Source organism: Niameybacter massiliensis (assembly GCF_001282685.1).
Lineage (GTDB): Bacteria > Bacillota > Clostridia > Lachnospirales > Cellulosilyticaceae > Holtiella > Holtiella tumoricola.
Genome location: NZ_LN875035.1, coordinates 2,183,475 through 2,208,457, shown reverse-complemented (window position 1 = coordinate 2,208,457; position 24,983 = coordinate 2,183,475). Strand labels below are relative to the sequence as shown.

Sequence of the window (24,983 nt, the reverse complement as noted above, 5' to 3'; positions counted from 1 at the left end):
AGAGAGGGGCCTTGAAATTATCTCAAAAAGCTAAAAAGAAAATGATTATAGTGGGTATAAGTGTTGTAGCGGCTCTCTCTGTCACTGTAGTATTAGGTGTTAAATATAATATCTCTATATTGAGCAGTATAGCAGACGTTGTAACGTACCCATTTAAACAAGGTATTCATTTTATATCAAATCAAGTGAAAGAAGTTGGCGATTATTTTGTAAATGTTGAAAACCTTATTAAGGAAAATGAAGAACTTAAGTTGCAAAATGATCGTCTTGTTTACCAAAATACAATGCTTACTCAGTATAAAGGTGAAAATGAAAGTCTTAAAGAACTTCTTTCATTAAAGCAACGATATGAAGAATATCCAACACTTGGCGCAAATGTAATCGCCAAAGATACAAGTAATTGGTATAAGTCCTTTAATATTGATAAAGGGCTTATACAAAATATTAAAGAAGATGATGTACTTTTAGCAGATGGTGGACTAGTTGGGCATGTAACGAAAGTAAATCCACTTACTTCAGTTGCTCTTTCCATTATCGATGATAGAAGTTCCATTAGTGTAAAAGTCGTAAGAACAGGGGATACAGGCATACTAAGAGGTGATGTTGAACTTGGTAATGATGGCTTATGCAAGTTAGAAATAGATGTAGAATCTGAGGTTGTAAAAGGAGACCAAATTATAACGTCTCATCTAAGTGATATTTATCCACCAGGTATTCCTATTGGAACAGTGGAAGAAGTGACAACAGGTAAAAATGGATTGACCCAATATGCCTACATTAAACCTTTTGTAGACTTCAAGCATTTAGAAAGTGTACTCATTATTTCTACAGATGATGAAGAATAGAGGGTAGACAAATGCGAATAGTCGTAATTGGAATGTTACTCATTCTAACACATATTTTAGAAATGACACTTTTTGATACCATTCGTATTGGAGCAGTAGCACCTAACTTTATGGTTATGATTATTGTCTCCTTTGCACTTCTTAGAGGAAGTAAAGAAGGAGCTATTATTGGGGCAGGTGCTGGTCTCCTTTATGATGTAACATTTGGTATGTTTTTAGGTCAACAAGCCATTCCTTACTTTCTAGTAGGTTATATTTGTGGCAAGTTTAATAAGAATTTTTATCGAGAAAATTTTATTATGCCATTTTTTTGTACACTTTTTAGCAGCTTCTTTGTAAGCCTTGTATCAGTTCTCATCTATATCATGAGGGGAAAGGTCAATCTTTTCTTTTTCCTTAAGACACTTGCTATTCCAGAAGTGATTTATACCGTTACTTTATCTCTAGTCTTTTATCAACTGATTTATTTAATTAATGAAAAACTTGAAATAAGAGAAAAGAAAACAAGGAATATATTTTAATTAGGAGGGTGACATGAAGAAGAAAGTAAACAGTATCCTCCACATTTTTTCAGATAGACTTTTTGTATTGTTTGCAGGGATATGTGTATTATTCATTGTTATAACAGGAAAGTTTTATCAGCTTCAAATTATTGAACATGATAAATACGCCAATAACTTACGAGCGAGTGTAGAGCGTAGTATACAGGTTGAGGCACCAAGAGGGTTAATCTATGACCGCTATGGCAGACCACTAGCGGTAAATAAACCTAATAATGTGATCAGTATTGATCAACAGGTACAGATGAAAAAGTCAGAGCTCAATCGCATTCTTTTAGATGTTGTAAATTTGCTTGAGAAGAATGGAGACACTTACCTTGATGAAATTCCTATTACAAAAGATGCACCTTTTGAGTATACAGAAGGTAAAACAGGGATTAACCAATTCATGTATTCCATTCCTTATAATAACGAAGAACATAGACAACAGCTATTACAAATGTCAGCTGGTGAAGTCATTGAGTATTTACGAGGTAAATATGATATCGATGAAACTATGACAGATGAAGAAGCTAGAAAGGTTATTGCACTACGTACGGAGATTTATAAAGTTGCGTATAGTAAGTACAAAACAGTTAAAGTAGCAAAAGGCGTGTCAAATGAAACAATAGCTTACTTAGAAGAACATCATGATGATTTTCCTGGTGTGATTGTAGATGTAGAGGCAGTTCGTTATTATAATGAGCCTGAGATTTTAGGAAACTTAATTGGATATACACGTACAATTACTGAAGCTCAATATGAGGAAATGAAAGAACAAGGTTATGACAAAGATGATATTGTAGGTCATGAGGGCGTAGAAAAAACAATGGAAAGCGAACTACGTGGACAAAAAGGTCTAGAACGTGTAGAAGTAGATAACGTAGGAAGACGTGTCCATACCATTGAAAAAGAAGAAGCTATTCCAGGAAATGATGTTTTTCTTACTATTGACCTAGATTTACAACGTGTAGCTTATGAAAGTACTGAAAAGAACTTAAGTGAAGCAATTGTAGAAAAATTAAAAGGAACCAATCCAAAAGCTTTTTCTTTAACAAGCAAGGAAGTTATCATCTCTATGCTAAACAGTAGCCAACTTGATATGAGAAAACTGGAGAAAGCAGAAGAAGGTACTATTCAATATGAAATTTATCAAAAACTTATGGGTAAATATAACAACTTAGATGCTGTTGTAAAAGAAACCCTAACACCTTTACAGCTTCTTACTCAATTATTAGAAGAAAATACAGGAGAATTTACTGAAAAGGATATGTTACTTGTTTTTGATGAACAAGGTGCAATAGATTTATCCCAAGATGTTGTACAGGCATTTAAGACCAATAGAAATGGAACAACAGAGTATACGTTAATTGATCAGTTTGAAAAAGGGACACTTAAGCCAAATCAAATGTCTGTGACACCATCAAGTGCATCAACAGTTGTCATTGATGTAGCAACAGGAGAAGTATTAGCGTTAGTAGGTTATCCATCTTATAATAGTAATGAGATGACTACAAACTTTAATAGATACTATAATACGTTATTTGATAATCGTAGCATGTTATGGAATAGAGCATTAATGACTGCAAAAGCACCTGGGTCAACCTTTAAGATGATTAGTGCTATTGCTGGATTAGAAGAAGGTGTTATTACTCCAGATACATTGATTTATGACTCTGGGATATTTGAAAAGGCAGGTAATCCTGCACCACGTTGTTGGATTTATACAAACAATGGACATGGACATGGTAACGTAAACTTATCAAAAGCAATCGAAGTATCATGTAACTACTATTTCTATGAACTTGCATATCGATTAGGTTTAAAAGGTGGCGCACCATATGGAGGCATTGATATGCTGACTAAATATGTTGAAATGCTTGGTTTAGATCAAAAAACAGGTATTGAATTAGCAGAATCACCACCTAATATTTCTACGCCATATAATTTGGTTAAAAATCAAATTGCAGAGCAATTTTCAGCTATTCGTAAGTTAGATGAAGATAAACTTAAAAAGTATATTGAAGAAATTGTAGAGGTTATGGAAAAGGGAATCTACCCTATTGAAAGTTCTGCAGGAGAATCAGTTGATGAGCAGATTAGTTATTTAGCACAGTATGAACTAAAGCGTAATCTTGAGCCAGTATTCCAAGAAGCTTTTGATGATGACTTATCAAAAGTAATTGAAGGTGCTTATAAACAGATGCAACTTGCATTACAATCAGATTCAAAAATTTATTTAGAACAAATTCTTGAAGGTACAATGCATGATACTAAAGAACGCTCATTACGTAATAAGGCAAAATCCCAATTAAGTATTGCACTTAATAATATGATAGGTGAGCATTTAGATGAACAGATTAGTACTGTAATCAACGAAATTGATATTTATGAAATATTGGATGCTTATGAACATGCTTATAATACTTTATACAATAGACAAATCAAGCAAGCACCAGATTCAGAAGTTGTTACAGAGCTTAAGAAGCGGTTAGAAACCCTTGATGAAAGTCAAGAATTTTATAAACAAGATATGCTCAAAAAATTCAAGACAAGTTTAATCAATAATATTGCAAATGAAATACTATCCGGTTTAAGATTAGAGTGGACAGATGGTACGACAGTACGTACAGCTATTGGACAAGGAGATAATGCATTTACACCTATTCAAATGGGAAGATATATTGCTGCACTTGCTAATGGAGAGTATGTCTATAATTTACGTATTATTGATGGTATTAATCATACTAAAACGAATCAAGGCTATGTAGCAACTGAACCAAGTATCTATAATGAACTTAATATTAAAGAATCTACATTAAAAAGCGTTTATGAAGGTATGTATCAAGTAACACATGGTACATTAGGTTCCGCAAGAAATGTTTTTAAAACTTTTGAGGTTCCTGTAGCTGGTAAAACAGGTACAGCGCAAGAAAATAATGATGAGCACAGTTGGTTTGTGGGCTTTGCACCATATGAAAATCCTGAAATTGCAGTTGTTACAACGGTATATAATGCTTACGGCCAAGGTACTTATGGTCAAGAAATTACTAAAGACATTTTATCCGAGTACTTTAATTTAGGAAAAGAAGCACCTAAAACAACACTGGATAATATGTTTGTTGAATAGTGGGGGAGGCTGAATATGGATAATCTTGTTGTATTTAAAGGTTCTGTAGATGGAATAACAGTTGTTTTAGATGAAATTGCACCTTTTGAGGCAGTCATTAATAATTTTGTTGAAAAATTAGAAAGCTCGAAGAAGTTTTTTAGTGGTGCAAAAGTTAATATGCGTTTTAAAGGGCGTAAGCTTTCTAAAGAGCAGCAAGATGAATTGATGTGCCTCTTGGCACATCAAAATATCCTTAATGTTGCATTTATTCATGACTTTGAGCAAAATGCAAGTGCGAAATCTGATGATCAAGTGAAAGCAATATTAGAAGAAATGAAAAAACCCAATGTTTCACTTACCAAATATCACTATGGAATTGTTCGTTCAGGACAACACATCGATTTTAGGGGGAGTGTTGTTGTTATAGGAGATATTAATCCTGGTGGGGTCATTACAGCAGATGGCAATATTATTGTAATGGGTACATTAAATGGCAAAGTTCATGCAGGACTTGATGAACAGTTTAAAAATCCATTTATTTTAGCCACCAATATGCATCCTATGCAAATTGGTATCCGTAATGTTATTGCACAACCGCCAGAAGATGAAGTGGTAAGTCGCAATAAAATACACATGCCACAAATTGCATATGTGAATAATGATCAAATCTATGTTGAAGAAATAGATTTTAAAACACTCAATCATATGATAGAATAATTAGAACAAAAGATATAAGGGGGATAAGTATGAGTCAAGTAATTGTCGTTACATCAGGCAAAGGTGGTGTAGGAAAAACAACAACTTCAGCAAATATTGGTACTGCATTAAATTTATTAGGTAAAAAAGTCGTATTATTAGATGCAGATATCGGTCTTAGAAACTTAGATGTTGTTATGGGACTAGAAAATCGTATTGTATATGATTTAGTTGATGTTGTTGAAGGTAGATGCCGTATTAAACAAGCTTTAATTAAGGACAAGCGTTTTGAAGGGCTTTTCTTATTACCAGCAGCACAAACACGTGATAAAGATGCAGTAAGTCCTGAGCAAATGAAAAAGCTTTGTGATAGTTTAAAAGAAGACTTTGACTATGTTATTGTAGACTGTCCTGCAGGGATTGAACAAGGATTTAAGAATGCAGTTGCAGGTGCTGACCGTGCACTCGTTGTAACTACTCCAGAAGTATCAGCAGTACGTGATGCAGACCGTATTATTGGATTACTTGAAGCAAACGGTATCTCAAATACACAACTTATTATCAATCGTGTACGTATGAACATGGTTAAACGTGGTGATATGATGGCGATGGATGATGTAGTAGAAATTTTAGCGATTGATCTTCTTGGTGTTGTACCAGATGATGAACATATTGTTATTACAACAAATAAAGGTGAGCCTGCAGTAGCAGATAAAAGTGCACTAGCAGGGAAAGCTTTTAGAAACATTGCAGATCGTATTGAAGGAAATGAAGTACCTTTCTTAGATCTCGAAATGGGGAATGGCTTTATTGATAAAATAAAGAGAATGTTTGGTTTTAATAATTAATAGCTAAAGAGGGTGAGAGGGATGCTAGATTTTAGTCAATTGTTTGGTAGAAAAAATTCGTCAAGTAACGTAGCAAAAGATAGGTTAAAACTTGTTTTAATTCATGACCGTATGAACTGTTCTACAGAATTACTAGAAATGATGCGTTCTGACATTATAGAAGTCATTTCTAAATATGTAGATATCGATACAGACGATTTTAATATTGAAGTTTCTTCGATGGAATGTGATAAAAGTGGAAACAAAGCACCAGTTTTATCAGCTAACATACCCATCAAAAATTTAAAAAAAGTAAGTAGAGGCTAATTACTTTTTAGAAGCAGGAAAGGGAAATTTAATATATGTTCAGTTTAAAGAAAGAACATCTAAAGAATATTGATTATTGGATGGTTTTATGTATGTGTGCTCTAATAGGTATAGGTATTCTTGCTATTAGTAGTGCTACAACTTATTCTGGTGATACAGAAGTATTAAAGATGCAACTCCTGTTTTTTGCAACAGGTATTGTACTTATGCTATTTGTAATGGCTATAGATTATCATTTTTTAGGTGAATGGTATATTCCTATATATATCGCCTTTAATCTATTGCTGATAGCTGTATTTTTTCTAGGGAAAAATGTAAATGGTGCAACAAGATGGATTCAGATTGGTCCGATGACTATCCAACCATCAGAGTTTGCTAAAATTGGAGTTATCCTATGTACAGCTAAATTACTAGATAAATATAATGATAAAATTAATTCTTTCAAATCTCTTATGATTGTAGGACTGTTTCATTTTATTCCTTTCATACTTGTAAATAGACAGCCGAATTTATCGACTAGCCTTGTCATTTTGGGCATATTAGTGATACAATTATTTGTAAGCAAATTGGATATGAAAGTTATGATTTCTACAGCAGCAATAGCAGTTGCTACTGCAGGTATTATACTAGTCTATATTATTACCAATCCTTATCAAAAGATTATTCCGGATTATCAACGTAATCGTATTGTTACTAAAGTACATGGTGGAGATAATTTAGATGAAAACTATCAGACCAATCAGTCAGTTCATGCGATTGGTTCAGGTGGTTTAGAAGGAAAGGGACTTTATCAAGGTGCCATTAGCCAATTAAACTATTTACCAGAATCACATAATGACTTTATTGTAGCCATTATTGCTGAAGAGTTTGGCTTTGTTGGGATTTTAATAGTACTAGGAATTATTCTTTTTATGATTGCAAGGGGGTTATGGATAGCCCATTCGGCCCCTGATGACTTTGGCCGGTTTATTATAGCTGGCTATATGGGTATGATAGCGATGCAAACCTTCGTAAATATGGGGGTTGTAACAAGTTTATTACCTAATACAGGCCTTCCGCTTCCGTTTATTAGTTATGGAGGAAGTTCATTATGGGCAAACATGATGGGATTAGGACTTGTATTAAATGTTGGGATGAGAAAAGAAAATACGATGTTTTAGGAGGTAAGTGATGAATATAGGACTTATAGCGCATGATGCTAAAAAGAAACTCATGGAAAATTTTACAATTGCCTATAGACACATACTAGCAAAACATACTTTGTATGCTACAGGTACAACTGGAAGACTAGTAGAGGAAGCAACAAATTTAAATATTTATAAATATTTAGCAGGACACTTAGGGGGGGCGCAACAACTTGGTGCACAAATTGCACATAACCAATTAGACATGGTTATTTTTCTAAGAGATCCTGTAACACAAAAACAGCATGAGCCAGATGTAGGTGCATTAGAAAGATTATGTGATATCCACAATATTCCTATTGCAACAAATCTTGCAACAGCTGAACTTTTAGTAAAAGCCTTAGAAAGAGGCGACTTAAGTTGGAGAGAAGTAATCCGTTAAAAAAAGACTTTCATAAGTCTTTTTTTTATGGATATTTATCCAAGACATTGAAAAGGCTAATATAAAAACATTCCCATTGAGGGTGAAGAATAAATTTGGAGGACTATAATGACCATTTTATCAGAGCAGATTTTAAAACAGGTAGATAAGCCAGCACGTTATATTGGTGGTGAAATGAATGCTTATGAAAAGGATTTAAGTAGCATTGATGTGCGTTTTGCTTTTGCTTTCCCTGACGTTTATGAGGTAGCAATGAGCCATTTAGGTATGCAAATCCTTTATCACTTTTTAAATAGAAGAGAAGATACTTATTGTGAACGCGTATTTTCACCATGGATTGATATGGAGAAAATTATGCGTGAAAAGAATATTCCACTTTTTTCATTAGAAACACATACACCACTTAAAGAATTTGATTTCTTAGGCTTTACACTTCAGTATGAAATGAGTTATACAAATATCTTAAATATGATGGATTTAGCAGGTATTCCACTTCTTAGCAAAGATCGTACAGAAGAGGATCCGATTGTTGTAGCAGGAGGACCTTGTGCCTATAACCCAGAACCTTTAGCACCATTTATTGATTTCTTCTATATTGGTGAAGGTGAATTTGCTTATGACGAAATTCTAGACTTATACAAAGCCTATAAAAAAGAAGGGCGTACAAGAGCTGAATTTTTAGAAGCACTTCTTGATATTGAAGGTATGTATGTACCAAGTTTCTATGAAGAGATTTATAAAGAAGATGGAACAATTTTAGAAAAGCGACCATTACATCCAAAAGCTAAAACAAAGATTCGTAAAGTTATTATGACAGATATGGATGAAGTCTACTATCCAACAACACAAGTTATTCCTTGGATTCAAGCAGTACATGACCGTGTAACACTTGAAATGTTTAGAGGATGTTTAAGAGGATGTAGATTCTGTCAAGCAGGTATGATTTATCGTCCAGTACGTGAAAAATCAAAAGATGTACTTATTAATTATGCAGAAAAACTTTTAGCTTCTACAGGTTACGAAGAAATTAGTTTAGCTTCATTAAGTACAAGTGACTATAAAGATTTAGAGCCATTTGCTAATGAACTTCTAGAATTATGTGAAAAAGAGTGTGTAAATATCTCATTACCATCTCTTCGTATTGATGCATTCTCTGTTGACTTAATGCAAAAAGTACAAGAAGTACGTAAAAGTAGTTTAACTTTTGCTCCAGAAGCAGGTACACAACGTATGCGTGATGTGATTAATAAAAATATTACAGAAGAAGAAATCCTTAGAGGATGTAACCTTGCTTTCAATGGTGGGTGGAACCGTGTTAAACTTTACTTTATGCTAGGTTTACCGGGTGAAACGCAAGAGGACGTAGAAGGTATTGCAGCATTAGCTGAAAATATTGTACATGAATATTACCAAATTGATAAATCTAAACGTCAAGGTGGGGTACAACTTGTTGTAAGTACATCTTGTTTTGTTCCAAAAGCCTTTACGCCTTTCCAATGGGAACCACAAGATACATGTGAAAGCTTTATTGAAAAGCATATGATGTTAAAACATGCAATTAAAAGTAGACAAATTAAATATAATCACCATGATGCAAAAACAAGCGTATTAGAAGCTGTTATTGCAAGAGGGGATAGACGTGTTGCAAACTTAATTTTAGAAGCATATAAATTAGGTGCTACATTTGATAGTTGGAGCGAACACTTTGATGAAGAAAAATGGGCAAAAGCGAGTGAAATTTCAGGTGTAGACTATGCATTCTATGCAAACAGAAGACGTGACTATGATGAAGTTTTACCATGGGACCATATCGATATTGGCGTAACAAAGAACTTCTTAATTCGTGAAAGTAAAAAAGCACATGAAGCTGTTACAACCCCTCAATGCCGTGTGAAATGTTCTGGATGTGGAGCAAATACTTTCAATAAAGGAGTTTGTTATGAGAATTAGATGTAAATTTACAAAGTTAGGCTATGTAAAGTTTGTAGGTCATTTAGATACAGTAAGAATGTTCCAAAGGGCAATACGTGTTGCACGTATTCCAATTGCTTACTCCCAAGGTTTTAATCCTCATGCTAAAGTATACTTTGCTATGCCACTTTCAGTTGGTGTAGGAAGTACAGGAGAATATATTGATATTATTACTAAGGAAGATGTTGATGTTACAAAAGCTAAGGAGGTACTTAATACAATTTTACCAGAAGGTATTCGTGTCTTAGAAGCTACAGCTATTACAGAAGGTACGCCATCTTTAATGAGTTTAGTAACAACTGCAGATTATAAAGTTGTGTTTACACAAGGTGCATTAACAAGTGAAGATATGGCACATATTCAAGAAAGAATAAACGCAGAGTCTTTAGTTGTTCTTAAAAAGGGCAAAAAGAAAACTTCAGAAGTGGATATTAAGCCACTTGTTAAAGCTTTTGAAATTGTAGAACAAGAGGGTACAGTAGAAATCCATATGCAAGTAGCTGCAGGTAGTGCAAGTAACTTAAGCGTTGATTTACTACTAAAAGCTTTAATAGAGAAAGAACTTGAAACATTAGATTATAGTGTTGAAAGACTAGAACTTTATGCAGGAGAAGAAAACGCTATAGTGCCTCTTATTCAAGTAGGGGCTTCTCATGCTTAAGCAAGTTATTATTGATGAAGGCTGTGCATTAACAAGGATTGCCTTGTTAGAAGACGGAAAGCTTATTCATCTTTATATTCAAGATCATGTTGAAGAGACCTTGCAAAACTATGTTTTGCAAGGTCAAGTTCAACAAGTAGTAAAAAATCTTAAAGGTGCTTTTATAGACTTTGGAAAAGAAAAGAATGGTTTACTACATTTTAAAAATATACCAAGCGCTTATGAGAACAAAATACAACTAGGTATGCGTATCCCTGTACAAATTCAAAAAGAAAATACAGGTGAAAAAGGCAATCGTCTAACTAGTTTTGTAAATATTCCAGGTTATTACCTTGTTGCCTTACCTTATGAACCAGGTATACAAATTTCTAAGAAAATTAAAAGTAGCCAAAGAAGAGATGAGCTCAAAACATTACTTATGCCTTTTGTAAATGAGGCATTAGGCTTTATTGTACGTACTAATGGTAAAGAAGCAACAGATACGGAAATTTTCAATGAAGCAACCTATTTAGCTGAAAAAGTGAAGCAATTTCATGAAATGAAAGCTAATGTACAAAAAGGGACGATTCTTTTAAAAGCAGAACCCCTTTATTGGGAAGTGGTAAAAGAGCATATCAAAGAAGATGAAGAAATTATATTTTTATGTAATAATGAAGAAACAAGTCAGCAACTACAAGAAAAAGTAGAACTTTTCTTGCCACGTTTACAAGCCAAGTATAAGAATTATCCATGTTATGAAAATTTATTTAGATTAATGAGTATAGAAAAAGATTTTTTGGAAACACTCAAAAGGAAGGTTTGGTTAAAAAATGGTGGGAACATTGTCATAGACTATACGGAAGCGATGACCATTATTGATGTAAATAGTGCCAAAGCTATTCTTGGTAAGCAAATAGGTAAAACAATTAAAGAACTTAATAAGTTAGCGATAGAAGAAAGTATTTATCAAATTGTTAGACGTAATTTATCAGGAATTATTATTATTGACTTAGTCGACTTTATATCTAAGGAAGATAGGCAGAGTGTCTATGAATGGGCACGTCAGTTTATTGCAAGTATAGATGGTACAAGGTCAAAGGTTTTTCCACCAACTGAACTTGATCTTTTACAAATAACAAGAACGAAGAAGTACTTACCTATTTATCAAAGATTATTTGGAAAAGAAAATGAATATACTTGTCAGTTTACTGTACCTAGTATGAGCTATCTTGCTTTTAAAGTAGAAAATGAAATCAAACAAATAGTAGCAACAACAGATATGAAACAAGTATTTGTATACTGTGGAAAGACGTTTTATACGGAGTTAATAAAAAGTTCTATACCAGCAAAATTAGAAGAAATTTACGATATTAAACTTAATCTCTATGAAGATGAAAAGCAAAACCAAACAAGTTTTGACATAAGGTTCCATAAACAATAAATAGAGTTGACATGTGTTATGGAGTATGATATATTAATGAAGTGTTTTAGCCGCACGAAGAGGTTTTTAAACTATTTGATAGTACCGAATTCGGCGAGTTTACGGTTTAAGGAGGTGTACACATGTACGCAATTATCGAAACAGGTGGCAAACAATACAAAGTTGAAGTTGGCACAACACTTTACGTTGAAAAATTAAACGTAGCAGCTGGTGAAACAGTAAGCTTTGACAAAGTATTAGTTGTATCTAAAGATGACAAAATGGTAGTTGGTAGCCCAGTAGTAGCTGGCGCAACTGTAAAAGCTGATGTTGTTGAAGAAGGTAAAGGACCAAAAGTTATTATCTACAAATACAAATCAAAAAAATCTTACCATAAAAAACAAGGTCATCGTCAACCTTTCACAAAAGTGAAAATTACTGCTATTGAAGCATAATTATTATGATTCGAGTAGACCTTTATTATAACAAAGATGTTTTATATCGCTTCAAATTATCTGGACATGCTGGCTATGCTGACCATGGTGAAGATATTGTTTGCAGTGCTGTAAGTATTTTAGTTATTAATACCATTAATGCTCTAGAGGCGTTAACGGAAGAAGAATTTTCTCTTGATGAGATTAATTCTAAAAAAGGTGTTATTGATTGTACTTTTAACAAGCGCAAACAAGGAATGCCAAATCAAGAAGCAACGCTTCTTTTAGAAGCAATGCAGATAGGCCTTGAGTCTGTCAAACAAATGTACGGAGAATACATTGAAATAAAAAATAAATCATTCTAAAACTTAGGAGGTGGATTAAATGATGCGTTTAGACCTTCAGTTTTTTGCTCATAAAAAAGGGGTAGGATCTACAAAAAATGGTCGTGACTCTGAATCAAAACGCTTAGGCGCTAAAAGAGCAGATGGACAAATCGTAAAAGCTGGTAACATCTTATATCGTCAAAGAGGTACAAAAATTCATCCAGGTAACAATGTTGGCCGTGGTGGAGATGATACTTTATTTGCATTAGTAGATGGTAGAGTTAAATTCGAACGTAAAGGCAGAGACAAAAAACAAGTTTCTGTATATCCAGTAGCACAAGAAGCGTAATCGATATACTTGGAAGGTTTCAACATCTGTTGAAACCTTCTTTTTATTAATGAGACAAGTTGCGATAGAAAAAAACAAAATGACATACACTATAAGATGAAAGGAGTGAGAATATGTTCGTCGATAAAGTGAAGATTTTCGTTAAGTCTGGTAAAGGTGGCGATGGCCATGTTTCTTTTAGACGCGAGAAGTACGTACCAAATGGAGGTCCAGATGGTGGAGATGGAGGTCGTGGAGGACATATCATTTTCCAAGTTGACCCAGGAATGAATACCTTAATGAACTTTAGACATAAAAGACACTATAAGGCAGAAGATGGAGAAAACGGTAGTAAGAAGAAATGCCATGGTAAAGATGGATTAGACTTAACTATAAAAGTTCCACAGGGAACAATTATCCGTGAAGCGGAAACAGGCAAAGTAATTGCTGACCTTCATAAGCCAGATGACAAACAAGTAATCTTTAGAGGCGGTCATGGAGGTCGTGGTAATCAACATTTTGCTACACCTACAAGACAAGCTCCAAAATATGCAGAAAAAGGACGTCTAGCAAAAGAATATTGGGTTATTCTAGAACTTAAGATGATTGCAGACGTAGGATTAGTAGGTTATCCAAACGTTGGAAAATCAACTTTGCTTTCAATGGTAAGTAATGCACAACCTAAAATTGCTAACTACCACTTTACAACTTTATCTCCAAACCTAGGTGTTGTTTCTAACCAATACGGTAAACAATTTGTAATGGCAGATATTCCAGGACTTATTGAAGGGGCAGCAGAGGGCGTAGGACTTGGACATGATTTCTTAAGACATGTTGAGCGTACAAAAGTGCTTGTACATGTTGTAGATACAGCAGGTAGTGAAGGTAGAAATCCTGTAGAGGATATTTATGCAATTCAAAAAGAATTAGATCAATATAACCCAGAAATTTTAGAGACTAAACCTCAAATTATAGCAGCTAATAAAATGGATATTGAAGGTGCCAAAGAGAACTTAGAAGCACTTAAAAAAGCCTTTGAACCACAAGGAATCAAAGTTATTCCAATTTCGGCTGCTGCAAATGATAATTTACAGGTTTTACTTGAGGATATTTCAGCGCTTCTTGCAACAGTACCAGATGAGGTTATTGTTTTTGAACCAGAGTTTGAAGAAGAACAAAAAATTGACCATGAAGCTTATACGATTACAAATGATGAAGAAGGTTACTTCGTTGTTGAAGGTGTAGGCGTTGAGAAGATGATGGGTTATACTTCATTAGATACAGAAAAAGGTTTCGCATTCTTCCAGAAATATTTACGTGAACGTGGTATTATTAAAGCACTTGAAGATGCAGGTATTGCAGAAGGTGATACTGTACGTATTTATGATTTAGAATTTGAATACTATAAATAGAGGAGAATGTCTATGAACATTACAAGTAAACAACGTGCTTATTTAAAGTCTTTAGCACAAACAATTGATCCTATTTTCCAAATAGGTAAAAATGGATTAACACCTGAAGTAACAGAAGCAATTCTACTTGCACTTGATGCAAGAGAGATTGTTAAAATTAGTGTACTCAATAACTGTTTAGAAGATCCAAAAGAAATGTGTCAAGTTTTAAGTGAACGTACACATTCTATTCCAGTTCAAGTTATTGGTAAAAAAATTATACTTTATAAACCAGCTAAGAAAAATTCAAAAATTACATTACCATCTTAATGCATGCGCTACTTCGGTAGCGCTTCATTACAAATTGGACAATTTTTAAAGGAGATGTACACATGAAGATTGCTATTATGGGTGGAACTTTTGATCCTATACATATGGGACATTTAGTAACAGCAGAAGCTGTAAGACATGAATTTGATATTGATGAAGTACTTTTTGTACCCACAGGTAACCCACCTCATAAAGCGAGCATGGGAATTACATCAGCAGAGCATCGTTATTTGATGACGGTGTTAGCGACAGCAGCAAATGCTCACTTTAACGTTTCTAGAATAGAAATAGACAGAGAAGGTACTACTTATACTGTAGATACAATTAAAGAGCTTAGTAGGATGTATGGACCTGATACACAACTATACTTTATTACAGGTGCTGATGCTGTACATGAAATTTTGAATTGGAAAAACTCAGAAGAACTTTTACAACTTTGTACTTTTGTAGCAGTAACAAGACCTGGATATCAAAAGCAACAGCTCTTAAATCATATTGAAAATTTACGTGCACAGTTTCATTCAAGTATTAAATTTCTTGAAGTGCCAGCTCTTGCCATATCCTCATCAGATATTAGAAAACGCGTAAAGGAAGATTCACCTATTAAATATTTAGTGACAAGTGCTGTAGAAAATTATATTTCTAAGCATAACCTTTATAGACATCCAGTTTCTTTTAATCAGGAACTTGTGAGCAAAATGAGTCATTATGTAAAAGAACGTTTATCTCAGGGACGTTATGAACATACAAAAGGTGTAGTAGAAATGGCTATAGAACTTGCAAACTGCTATAATGTAGATACGGATAAAGTTTTTATTGCAGCACTTTTTCATGATTTAGCCAAAGAGATTCCTGTAGAGGAAAGCCTAAAATTATGTAAGGAATACAGTGTAGAAATCGATCAATTTGAAAGGGAACATCCTCATTTAATACATGGTAAGTTAGGCGCTTGCTTGTTAGAAAGGGATTGGGGTGTAACGGATTCTACTATTCTTAATAGTGTACGTTATCATACAGTAGGACGTACACATATGACAGATATTGAGAAGATTATCTATTTAGCTGATATGGTTGAAAGAGGAAGAAAGCCATATCCAGCATTAGAACAAATTAGACGCTTAGCCAAACATGACCTTAATAAGGCTATGTATACTGCATTAAGTAAATCGAAAGAATATGTTAAGTCGAGAGGACAGGAAATGCATCCAATTACAGATGTATTGTTAGAAGAATATAAGACTTACGATATATAGATGAAATTTTCGGATATTTTAGACAGGGATAATCACTAGGTAAGTATGCATACTATAATAGTATAAGGAAGCTTATTTTAGAGATAGAGAAAAGGCATAGACGAAAGGGGTTTTTTTATATTGAATAATGAATCCATTTTACTAGCACAAAAGGTAGCTAGCATTTTGAAAAAGAAGAAGTTTGAGAGTCTACAGGTGTTAGATGTGCATAATATTACATCACTAGCAGATATTTTTGTTATTGTGGTAGGGAATAATACAAAGCAGACGAAGGCTTTAGCCGATGATATTGAAGATGCTTTAAGTGAAGAAGGTATTAAAGTTATACAAAAAGAAGGCTACCAAACTGCGAATTGGATTTTAATGGACTATGGACGTGTGATTATTCATGTACTCTATAAAGAAGATGCTGAGTTTTATGGATTAGATCGTCTTTGGCAAGATGGAACAACATTATTATTTTAAAAAAATAGAGGCATATAGCAAACTATAGGTTTGCTATATGCCTATTTTATGGTTTTAGAAAATTTAAGTTTCTTATGTTTAAATTTACGTTTGCGCTTACGTTTGATAAAGAGAGTTAATAAGATTAAAATAACGAGTAGGAGAATGAGCAAAATAAGGAAAGATGAAATAGGAAAAGTTAATGTAGGTTTTTCGGGTTGATTAGCCGTATAAGGAGAAGAAATATAATTGATGTTAGAGATTTTTAAATCACTTTTAGCTAATACCTTGTTATTGTGTAAATATTCAATTGAACCTACTATAGCATCTGAAGCGACGCCCATTTCTAAATACTCAGGAACATTTATATTTGTAACAATATCACGTGTCTTAATATTTTTACTTACAAGTACAGATTCATTACTAGAAGCTACAATATCACAAGTTGCAAATTCAATAAGTTTACCACTTTTAACAGAGTAAATAGGAAGCTTAGTAATGACTTCATTTTCTTTGAGAAGATCAAAAGTTTGATAAGCATTAAATCCATAATCGAGCAACTTCGTTGTATCTGTATACATACCAGATTTTGTATCACTTTTCATAATAACAGCAATCAGTTCAATATCTCCTTGTTTTGCCATTGTAACAAGGGTATGGCGTGCAATATCTGTATAACCTGTTTTACCCCCAATAACATCTGAGCGATAAAGCTTGCTGTCACTAAACTGATTCATTAATTTATGTTGTTGTGAAAGATAACGTATTTCATTTACCTTATTTGTAGGAGGTATCTGATAGGTTACATCTTTCATGATTTCTAAAAAGTACTCATTATGAAAGAGTTCTTTAGCAATAAGAGCCATATCATAAGCAGTTGTATAATGTTGCTCATCATCTAAACCATGAGGATTTTTGAAGCTTGTACCTTTTGCACCTAATGCTTCAGCTTTTTTTGTCATTGCAACAGCAAAGTTATCCATAGAACCACTCACTTTTTCAGCAAGGCCATTGGCAACCTCATTTGCGGACATAAGGAGCAAACAACGTAAAGCTTGGTCTACAGAAATTTGTTCACCTACACGCATTCCCATATGACTACTGCCACGTTCTATACCATAGATGGCATCTTCGGAAAAAGTAATCATATCTGTTGGTTTTAAATTTTCAATGACGAGTAAAGCTGTCATGAGTTTTGTAATACTTGCAGGAAAGTGACGATCTTGACTATTTTTTTCAAATAGGATTTCTCCCGTTTTTGCATCTATTAAAATAGCGGCTTCAGCACCAATGGTAGGTACAGATGTGCCAGGATCCCCTTCAGTTGCGTACAGTGGTAAACAACTGAACAATAATGATAAAATTAAAATTATATGAACTGATTGTTTCAATATACGTTTTTTCATAAGTAAAAAAATTCTCCTTTCAACAGTACTAGTATATTAAAAATAAAGCTTTTAGTAAAGGCAAACCTGTCTAAGATGTGCAAAATTTGTTAAAACTTTGTACTAGAGGTGATTATGTGATAAAATTATTAAGTAAGTATAAAATTATATTTGTGCTTATATTACTAAGTGTAACAGGTTTGCTTCTTATGAATCAACAAAGTAATCAAGAAACCATTCAGATTATAGATCAAGTAGATTCTGCTAGTGTTGTAAGTCAAGAAGAGTCTATAAAGGACGGAACACAGCTTGTGGATGAAGAAGTCAGTGTCCCTATTTATTTGTGTGGTGCTGTCATAAATCCTGGTGTCTATTATATAGAAAAAACTGCTATTTTAAAGGATGTTTTAGAAATAGCAGGAGGATTAATAGATGAAGCAGATTTAAATCAACTGAATTTAGCAGAACCCATTTATGCTCATCAAAAAATATATATACCTAAAATTGGAGAAGAAATTGACAAAATGCTAAGTTCATATGAAAATGAAGAAAGGACTCAAAAATCTTCTCTTATAAATATTAATAGAGCGAATGAGAGTGAACTTATAACGTTGCCTGGAATTGGAGAGGTAAAGGCTCAGCAAATTATTTTATATAGGGAGCAAAGTGGATTTTTTACATCTAAAGAATCGATAAAGAATGTACCTGGAATAGGCGATAAAGTTTATGAGGGGTTACAAGAATTAATTACAATAGAGTAGGAGGAAATAGGATGAATAGTAGAGTGTTAGTTGTCGATGATGAAAAACTTATCGTTAAAGGAATAAAGTTTAGCCTAGAGCAAGAAGGATGGGAAGTAGATGTGGCCTATGATGGTGAGGAAGCACTGAATTTAGTAAAAAATGGTCATTATGATGTGATGATTTTAGACGTTATGCTTCCTAAGTATGATGGTTTACAAGTATGTCAAATTGTACGTGAATTTTCTAATATTCCTATTGTTATGCTTACTGCTAAAGGTGAGGATATGGATAAGATTATGGGCCTTGAATATGGGGCAGATGACTATGTAACAAAACCATTTAATATCCTTGAGTTAAAAGCACGTATTAAAGCTATTTTGAGACGTGCTGTACAAGGTGAAAAAGAGCAAAATAAAAAGCTTTTAGAAGTAGGAAGCTTAAGACTAGAATTAAGTAGTAAGCGTGTTTTCTTAAATAATCATGAAATTAATTTAACTGCAAAAGAATTTGATATGCTTGAACTGTTTGCAACACATCCAGGTAAAGTATATAGTAGGGATCAACTGCTTGATACCATTTGGGGAAGAGATTATCCAGGTGATGTACGTACGGTAGATGTTCATGTAAGACGTTTACGTGAGAAGATTGAGCCAAATCCAGGACAACCTGAATATATTCATACTAAATGGGGGGTAGGTTATTATTTTAAAGATTAAGATGAAGTGGTTTCACAGCTTGAGATGGCGATTATTTGTCTTATTCTTCTTAGTTAGCTTTATACCATTTATGCTCTTTGCGCCTATTGTAATGGATCGTATTGAGACTTCATATATCGAACAAAGCAAAGCAGAATGGCTAAGACAGGCAAATCGTATTTCAACACAAATATCTGAGGGAAACTACTTAAAGGATTATACAAGTTATACCTATTTTGAGTCCTATATTAGAGGGCTTGGAAAAGAAAAAGGATTTAATGGCAATGGACGTATTGTTGTTGTAGATAAATTAGGCTATATTATTGCAGATTCTGCAGCAGCCGATAAAGGACATACCATTATGAGTAAGCAAGTCTTTGATGCCTTACGTAAAATAGATAGTGCAGAGCCTTATAGTCGTGAAGATCAAAAGGTTATGAGTGCAGCTGTTCCTATTACAGATAAGGATAATAAAGATGAAGTTTTAGGGGCAGTTATTGTAACAGCTAAAATAGATGATATTTATCGTTCACTGGATGAAATGCAAAATCAAGTGTACTTATTGTCGTTATTTACCAGTTTATTAATAGGTCTATTAAGCTTCTTTACATCTTCGTTTATATCAAGACCTTTGAAGGTTCTTATGAAATTTGTTCAAAAAATTACTAATGGGCAGCTTGATCAAAAGGTAGATGTGAAAGGAAAAGATGAGATTGCAGAACTAGGAAACGCCTTTAACCACATGGCAGAGCAACTTCAACGTGTGGAACATTCTAGACAAGAATTTGTATCGAATGTGTCCCATGAACTGAAAACACCACTGTCATCTATTAAGGTGCTTACAGAATCACTACTTTTTCAGGAGAATGTTCCTGTTGAAATGTATAAAGAGTTCTTTATGGATATCAACTCAGAAGTAGATCGCCTTAATAATATCATTAGTGATTTATTGACACTTGTAAGATTAGATCAAACAGAAGTACCTATGAATATTCAAACAACTAATTTGAATGATATGACACAGGCTATTTTAAAACGTTTGATTCCACTTGCTAAGAAAAAAGATATTAAGCTTATTTATCAAAGTCACAAAGAAATTTTTGTAGATATTGATGAAGTAAAATTAACACTGGCTATTTCTAATTTAATAGAAAATGCTATTAAATATACACCAGAAGGTGGAGAAGTACGTGTTGTTTTACAAAGTGACCTTCAAGATGCTCAGATTTCTGTAGAAGACACAGGAATTGGTATTGCAAAAGATGAACAGTCTAAAATATTTGAACGCTTTTACCGTACTGATAAGACTAGAAATCGTGAGACAGGTGGTACAGGATTAGGATTATCTATTACTTATCGTACTGTGATTATGCATAATGGTTCTATTCAGGTAGAAAGTGAAGAAGGTAAAGGCTCTATCTTCACCGTTCAAATTCCGATTAGGCATTTATAGGATGGAGGTAGATCAAATGAAACAAACTATACGGTTATTAGGAATTAGTCTCTTAGCGTTATGCATGCTTGTTTTGACAGGATGTGAATTAAATATAAAGCAATCATCATCTTCTCAAAAAATAAAATTATACTTTTATGATGAGCATCAAAGTACGCTTATTATGGAAGAACGCGCTATTGACTTACCAAAAGATGCTTCTAAAGAAAAGACTATGCTTGCGGTATTAGATGCATTGGCTAAAGGACCACAGGTAAACAATCAAGGGACAAGACCTATTTTATTTAATATTGACCAAGCTATTTTAAAAGAACGCACCGCTTATATTAATTTTAGCACTGCCTATAATACTTTAGATGTGCCTACTCAAATTACACATCGTGCAATGCTTGTCTATACTTTAACAGAATTAGATTTTATTGATAAAGTGGAGTTTCAAGCCAATGATATACCACTTGTAAATAGTAATGGAGATAAGATGGATGCAGTGGAGCGTAAAGATATTTTAATTAATGTATTAAATCCTACACCACCAACAAGCAGCCAAATTGTAACACTTTATTTCCCAAGTAATACGGATGGGTTATTGCACAAAGAACAAAGAGAAATTAGAGTGAATAACAATACACCTCTTGAAGAGTATGTGATTGCAGAATTGATAAAAGGACCAATGACAGAAGGTTTGTCAAGTATATTACCAGCTGATACAAAGGTTAATGATATTAAAACACAAGATGGTGTATGCCAAATCGATTTATCTTATGATTTACAAATACCGCAGGTGGGGAATACAGTAAGAGAAGAGCTTATCATTTATTCGATGGTTGACTCTTTAACAGAAATTTCAAAAATACAAAAAGTAAATTTCTTAAAAGATGGAAAAAAACAAACAGAATTTAATATTCCTAATCAATCAGGTGGTGTATTTGAGAGAAATGAAGAACTTATTTTACAAACTCCATAGGCCTTTGGTTTGGGCTATTGGAGCATATTGTATAGGAGTAATAGGGGGAACGATGTGGACTAGAGGTTCATATCGTTCCTTTTTTGTTGTTATCTTGCTAGTAGTACTTGGGCTAGGCATTTTATACACATTCACAAAGACTGACAAGATGGGTATATTAGTGGGGCTGGTACTTATAGGACTTATTAGAGTCTTAAGCCATCCTGTATTAGTTGAAGAAGAAAAATTACAAGGTGTTCTTACTTTACAAGGTACAATTGAAAGTTTAGATGAGGGGCGTTTTAATTCTAGAATGGTAATAAAAGATGTCAGTTACGAACAAGAAGGAAAACAGATAGGACTAAAAAGTAAAGTGCAAGTCCTCTATGATCAAGTCTACCCCATAGTTTGTGGCAATCAAGTAGAGCTTATAGGTAAAGTAAAGCCATCTACAAAGCCTTATAATCCTTCAGATATGGATTATGGGATGTATTTAAAAGGACAAGGGATTGTCGCTCAAATCGAACTTATCCAATTAAAAGAAGTGATACCAAGGACAACGATCATTCATCAAGTACGTACGAGTTTAAAAGCACAAATAGAGGAGATTTTTAATCATAAGGACAAGGGATTAGTAGAAGCACTTCTATTAGGTAATCAGAAAAATATCGAAGAAGACGTTAAAACCCTTTATCAAACATTAGGTATTGCACATGTCTTAGCTTTATCTGGCCTTCATTTAACAGTTATTAGCATGGTCATATGGAAGCTATTAGGGCGGTTAGGGCTAGAATATAGTAAACGTAATCAATTCTCGGTGATAGGAATATGGTTGTATTGCATTATAACAGGAATGGGACTAAGCACTGTACGTGCTTCTATTATGCTTACAGCAATGCTCTTGGTACGCAGTATATGGGAAGAAGATGACTTATTAAGTAGTTTAGCACTGGCAGCCTTTATTATTTTAGGAATGAATCCTTTTGCATTATTTCAAATAGGTTTTCAACTTTCCTTTGGTGCGATAGTCGGTGTGGCCTACCAAGAGGTCATTTATAGCTATATAAAACATGTGCTGAAGTGGTCTAAGAAGCGATTACGAGCCTGCAGAGTGGTTTTGCCCTCTATTGTGCTAACCCTTATACTAAGCCCTATTTTAGCGTATCATTTTTACGAAGTTCCTGTATTAGGTGTCTTTCTTAATATTTTAGTTATTCCGCTATTTTCTTTAATGATTCCCATTTTATTTTTAATTATAGGAATAAGTTTTATAGTACCAGCTATTAGTCAGATAATGGGGATGGGAATAGTTGCTCTATTAGAATGTATAGAGTGGATGGGCAGTTATCTTATTCAGTTACCTTATGCGACCTATATAAGTGGACAACCTACATCGTGGTGTTTAGTTTTATATTATAGTAGCTTAGGCTTTTTGTGGGTAGGAGTATACTTAGGCAAACAATTAGTAATTAAAAAGAGACAACTTGGAAACTATAAACCAGAAAAGTACTTTGTTATAGCAAGCGTATTCAGCTTAGTATTAATATGGGGAATTGCACAAATCCCTAGTCAACTTGAGCTGATGCATTTATATGTAGGCCAAGGTGATTGCTGTGTGATTACAACGCCCAAAGGTCAGACTATTTTAATAGATGCTGGAACAGAAAAAAGTGCGACAACACTCCAGCGTTATTTAAAGTATAAAGGAGCAAAAAGGATAGATTTAGCCATACTCTCACATCCTCATGAAGATCATATAGGGGGACTATTAGAATTAATAAAAGAAGGAGTATCTATTGGGCAAGTGGCATGGGCAGATACAAAGACGGAAGACGAATATAGAACGAAGCTCATCAATCTTTGTGAGAAAAATGCTATTCCGCTTATTAACCTTTATAAAGGGGGAAAAATTCAAGTAGAAGGATTACAATTTGATATCTTATGGCCTGATCAAGGAAGATTAACTTCTGATCCGAACGAAAACTCTTTAGTCTGCCTGTTGACGTATAACAACGTAACAGAACTCTTTACAGGTGATATTGGTATACAAACAGAAATGCAGCTATTAAAAGAGCTTCCGGATGTGGATTTACTAAAAGTTGCCCATCATGGTTCAAAAAATAGTACTTCTTTAAAATTTATAGAGAAACTTAATCCAGAGTATGGTATGATAAGTTCTGGTATTAAGAACAGGTACGGGCATCCTCATATATTTACACTAGAACGATTAGAGGAGCAGGAGATTAAAATATGTACCACAAGTGATCAAGGTGCCATAAAAGTCGTAACAGATGGCTTAACGTATACAGTAGAAAACAATTTGCAGGAGGATAAATGACGTGGAGAAACAGGGGATTACGCTTATTTATGGAGAAGATGAATGGGTAAAAAACGAAGCCTTAAAAGCCATAAAAGCTAAGACAGTAGATGAGAGTGATTTAATGAATTATAGCTACTTTGAAGGCAAAGATATAGAAGTTGCAAATATTATTGATATTGGTGAAACTATGCCATTCTTTGCAGAGCAAAAATTAATCGTTGTTAAAAATAGTGGTTATTTTAAAGTAGGAAAAAAGGATGATACACAAAAATTACTGGATTGGCTGAAGGTTAAACCTGAATATTCTCTTATTGTCTTTGTAGAGCAAGATGTAGATAAACGTAATAGCCTTTATAAATATATACAAAAGGATTTTACAGCAATAGAAGGGAATACACCTAATGATGAGGCACTAGTTAAAATTATAGGGAATGCATGTAAAGAGCGTGGGCTTAATATTGACAGTGGGCTTATTAAATATTTAGCTATGAATTTACCTAAGCAGGTTAGTCACATTTTAGTGGAATTAGATAAACTTGCAAGCTATGTAGGTGATGGAAAGGTTACGAGAGAAGCAATAGATAATGTATGTATTTTTTCTCTAGAACAAAGAGTATTTGAGCTTTTAAAAGCAGTAAGCCAAAATCAGACACAAATGGCACTGGGGATTTATAATAAGCTTATTGAAAGTAAAGAATCACCAATAGGTGTACTTGTTTTAATAGGAAGACAATATCGTCAGCTTTTACAGGTAAAGTATCTTCAAAGGAATAATGCCAATCCAAAAAGTATTGGACAAACATTAGGAATTCCTTATTATGTTGCACAGGATTTATGTATGCAGGCACAGCGCTTTACCTTTAAAAATCTTCAAGATATTTTAGAACTATGCCTTGAGAGTGATGAAGCTATTAAAACAGGGAAGATGGAACAAGTGAAGTGTGTAGAATTTTTAATTATTAAGTGTATCACTTTAAACCATCAATAAGAGAATA

The 24,983-nt window shown here is 33.7% G+C and carries 25 protein-coding genes; 24 read left to right on the top strand and 1 reads right to left on the bottom strand.

Annotated features, from left to right (window positions below):
- Window positions 1–11 precede the first annotated feature (11 nt).
- From mreC to rsfS, 18 genes are all read left to right on the top strand, one after another.
- Window positions 12–845: a rod shape-determining protein MreC gene (gene mreC / locus BN2390_RS16000; RefSeq protein ID WP_053985314.1), complete on the top strand. Its 834-nt coding sequence runs from the start codon at window positions 12–14 to the stop codon at window positions 843–845.
- Between the two features lie 11 nt (window positions 846–856).
- The gene (gene mreD / locus BN2390_RS15995; RefSeq protein ID WP_053985313.1) at window positions 857–1,366 is read left to right on the top strand and encodes a rod shape-determining protein MreD; all 510 of its coding nucleotides are present in this window, start codon (window positions 857–859) and stop codon (window positions 1,364–1,366) included.
- A gap of 13 nt (window positions 1,367–1,379) precedes the next feature.
- On the top strand, window positions 1,380–4,514 hold the full coding sequence (locus BN2390_RS15990) for a penicillin-binding transpeptidase domain-containing protein (protein WP_053985312.1): 3,135 nt from the start codon (window positions 1,380–1,382) through the stop codon (window positions 4,512–4,514).
- Between the two features lie 15 nt (window positions 4,515–4,529).
- Window positions 4,530–5,213 (top strand): septum site-determining protein MinC, encoded by a 684-nt coding sequence (locus BN2390_RS15985; RefSeq protein ID WP_053985311.1) that lies wholly within the window; start codon window positions 4,530–4,532, stop codon window positions 5,211–5,213.
- A 29-nt stretch (window positions 5,214–5,242) separates the two neighbouring features.
- Complete coding sequence (gene minD / locus BN2390_RS15980) at window positions 5,243–6,040, top strand: septum site-determining protein MinD (protein WP_053985310.1); 798 nt, start codon at window positions 5,243–5,245, stop codon at window positions 6,038–6,040.
- A gap of 21 nt (window positions 6,041–6,061) precedes the next feature.
- The gene (gene minE, locus BN2390_RS15975; protein ID WP_053985309.1) at window positions 6,062–6,346 is read left to right on the top strand and encodes a cell division topological specificity factor MinE; all 285 of its coding nucleotides are present in this window, start codon (window positions 6,062–6,064) and stop codon (window positions 6,344–6,346) included.
- A gap of 35 nt (window positions 6,347–6,381) precedes the next feature.
- A complete protein-coding gene (gene rodA, locus BN2390_RS15970; RefSeq protein WP_053985308.1) occupies window positions 6,382–7,506 on the top strand; it encodes a rod shape-determining protein RodA in 1,125 nt (374 codons plus the stop codon).
- Window positions 7,507–7,516: 10 nt separating this feature from the next.
- A complete protein-coding gene (gene mgsA / locus BN2390_RS15965; protein ID WP_053985307.1) occupies window positions 7,517–7,912 on the top strand; it encodes a methylglyoxal synthase in 396 nt (131 codons plus the stop codon).
- 108 nt (window positions 7,913–8,020) lie between these two features.
- The gene (locus BN2390_RS15960; protein WP_053985306.1) at window positions 8,021–9,862 is read left to right on the top strand and encodes a TIGR03960 family B12-binding radical SAM protein; all 1,842 of its coding nucleotides are present in this window, start codon (window positions 8,021–8,023) and stop codon (window positions 9,860–9,862) included.
- Window positions 9,852–10,544, top strand: a complete 693-nt coding sequence (locus tag BN2390_RS15955) for a TIGR03936 family radical SAM-associated protein (RefSeq protein WP_053985305.1) — start codon at window positions 9,852–9,854, stop codon at window positions 10,542–10,544. The genes BN2390_RS15960 and BN2390_RS15955 overlap by 11 nt, the downstream gene beginning before the upstream one ends.
- Window positions 10,537–11,964, top strand: a complete 1,428-nt coding sequence (locus tag BN2390_RS15950; protein ID WP_053985304.1) for a ribonuclease E/G — start codon at window positions 10,537–10,539, stop codon at window positions 11,962–11,964. The genes BN2390_RS15955 and BN2390_RS15950 overlap by 8 nt, the downstream gene beginning before the upstream one ends.
- Window positions 11,965–12,086: 122 nt before the next feature.
- On the top strand, window positions 12,087–12,398 hold the full coding sequence (rplU, locus tag BN2390_RS15945; RefSeq protein ID WP_053985303.1) for a 50S ribosomal protein L21: 312 nt from the start codon (window positions 12,087–12,089) through the stop codon (window positions 12,396–12,398).
- Between the two features lie 5 nt (window positions 12,399–12,403).
- On the top strand, window positions 12,404–12,742 hold the full coding sequence (locus BN2390_RS15940) for a ribosomal-processing cysteine protease Prp (protein WP_053985302.1): 339 nt from the start codon (window positions 12,404–12,406) through the stop codon (window positions 12,740–12,742).
- A gap of 19 nt (window positions 12,743–12,761) precedes the next feature.
- Window positions 12,762–13,052: a 50S ribosomal protein L27 gene (gene rpmA / locus BN2390_RS15935; RefSeq protein WP_053985301.1), complete on the top strand. Its 291-nt coding sequence runs from the start codon at window positions 12,762–12,764 to the stop codon at window positions 13,050–13,052.
- Between the two features lie 113 nt (window positions 13,053–13,165).
- On the top strand, window positions 13,166–14,443 hold the full coding sequence (gene obgE / locus BN2390_RS15930; protein WP_053985300.1) for a GTPase ObgE: 1,278 nt from the start codon (window positions 13,166–13,168) through the stop codon (window positions 14,441–14,443).
- An 18-nt stretch (window positions 14,444–14,461) separates the two neighbouring features.
- The gene (gene yhbY / locus BN2390_RS15925; RefSeq protein WP_082238931.1) at window positions 14,462–14,752 is read left to right on the top strand and encodes a ribosome assembly RNA-binding protein YhbY; all 291 of its coding nucleotides are present in this window, start codon (window positions 14,462–14,464) and stop codon (window positions 14,750–14,752) included.
- Window positions 14,753–14,814: 62 nt separating this feature from the next.
- Entirely contained in the window at window positions 14,815–16,005 is a 1,191-nt protein-coding gene (gene nadD / locus BN2390_RS22355; protein ID WP_082238824.1) for a nicotinate-nucleotide adenylyltransferase, read from the top strand.
- Between the two features lie 120 nt (window positions 16,006–16,125).
- Entirely contained in the window at window positions 16,126–16,470 is a 345-nt protein-coding gene (gene rsfS / locus BN2390_RS15915; protein WP_053985298.1) for a ribosome silencing factor, read from the top strand.
- Between the two features lie 41 nt (window positions 16,471–16,511).
- On the opposite strand, the gene BN2390_RS15910 is transcribed toward rsfS, so the two are convergent.
- Window positions 16,512–17,855: a D-alanyl-D-alanine carboxypeptidase family protein gene (locus BN2390_RS15910; protein ID WP_053985297.1), complete on the bottom strand. Its 1,344-nt coding sequence runs from the start codon at window positions 17,853–17,855 to the stop codon at window positions 16,512–16,514.
- 116 nt (window positions 17,856–17,971) lie between these two features.
- On the opposite strand from BN2390_RS15910, the gene BN2390_RS15905 reads away from it, so the two are divergent.
- From BN2390_RS15905 to holA, 6 genes are read left to right on the top strand one after another with little or no spacing between them, the layout of a single operon-like run.
- The gene (locus BN2390_RS15905; RefSeq protein ID WP_053985296.1) at window positions 17,972–18,595 is read left to right on the top strand and encodes a helix-hairpin-helix domain-containing protein; all 624 of its coding nucleotides are present in this window, start codon (window positions 17,972–17,974) and stop codon (window positions 18,593–18,595) included.
- A gap of 11 nt (window positions 18,596–18,606) precedes the next feature.
- Window positions 18,607–19,293, top strand: a complete 687-nt coding sequence (locus BN2390_RS15900; RefSeq protein WP_053985295.1) for a response regulator transcription factor — start codon at window positions 18,607–18,609, stop codon at window positions 19,291–19,293.
- Window positions 19,294–19,312: 19 nt separating this feature from the next.
- A complete protein-coding gene (locus BN2390_RS15895) occupies window positions 19,313–20,725 on the top strand; it encodes a sensor histidine kinase (RefSeq protein WP_242847684.1) in 1,413 nt (470 codons plus the stop codon).
- A gap of 16 nt (window positions 20,726–20,741) precedes the next feature.
- Window positions 20,742–21,689, top strand: coding sequence for a GerMN domain-containing protein (locus tag BN2390_RS15890; RefSeq protein WP_053985293.1), 948 nt, complete (start codon window positions 20,742–20,744; stop codon window positions 21,687–21,689).
- Between the two features lie 52 nt (window positions 21,690–21,741).
- Window positions 21,742–24,006: a DNA internalization-related competence protein ComEC/Rec2 gene (locus BN2390_RS15885; RefSeq protein WP_198524929.1), complete on the top strand. Its 2,265-nt coding sequence runs from the start codon at window positions 21,742–21,744 to the stop codon at window positions 24,004–24,006.
- Between the two features lies 1 nt (window position 24,007).
- The gene (holA, locus tag BN2390_RS15880; RefSeq protein WP_053985291.1) at window positions 24,008–24,976 is read left to right on the top strand and encodes a DNA polymerase III subunit delta; all 969 of its coding nucleotides are present in this window, start codon (window positions 24,008–24,010) and stop codon (window positions 24,974–24,976) included.
- Window positions 24,977–24,983: the final 7 nt, after the last annotated feature.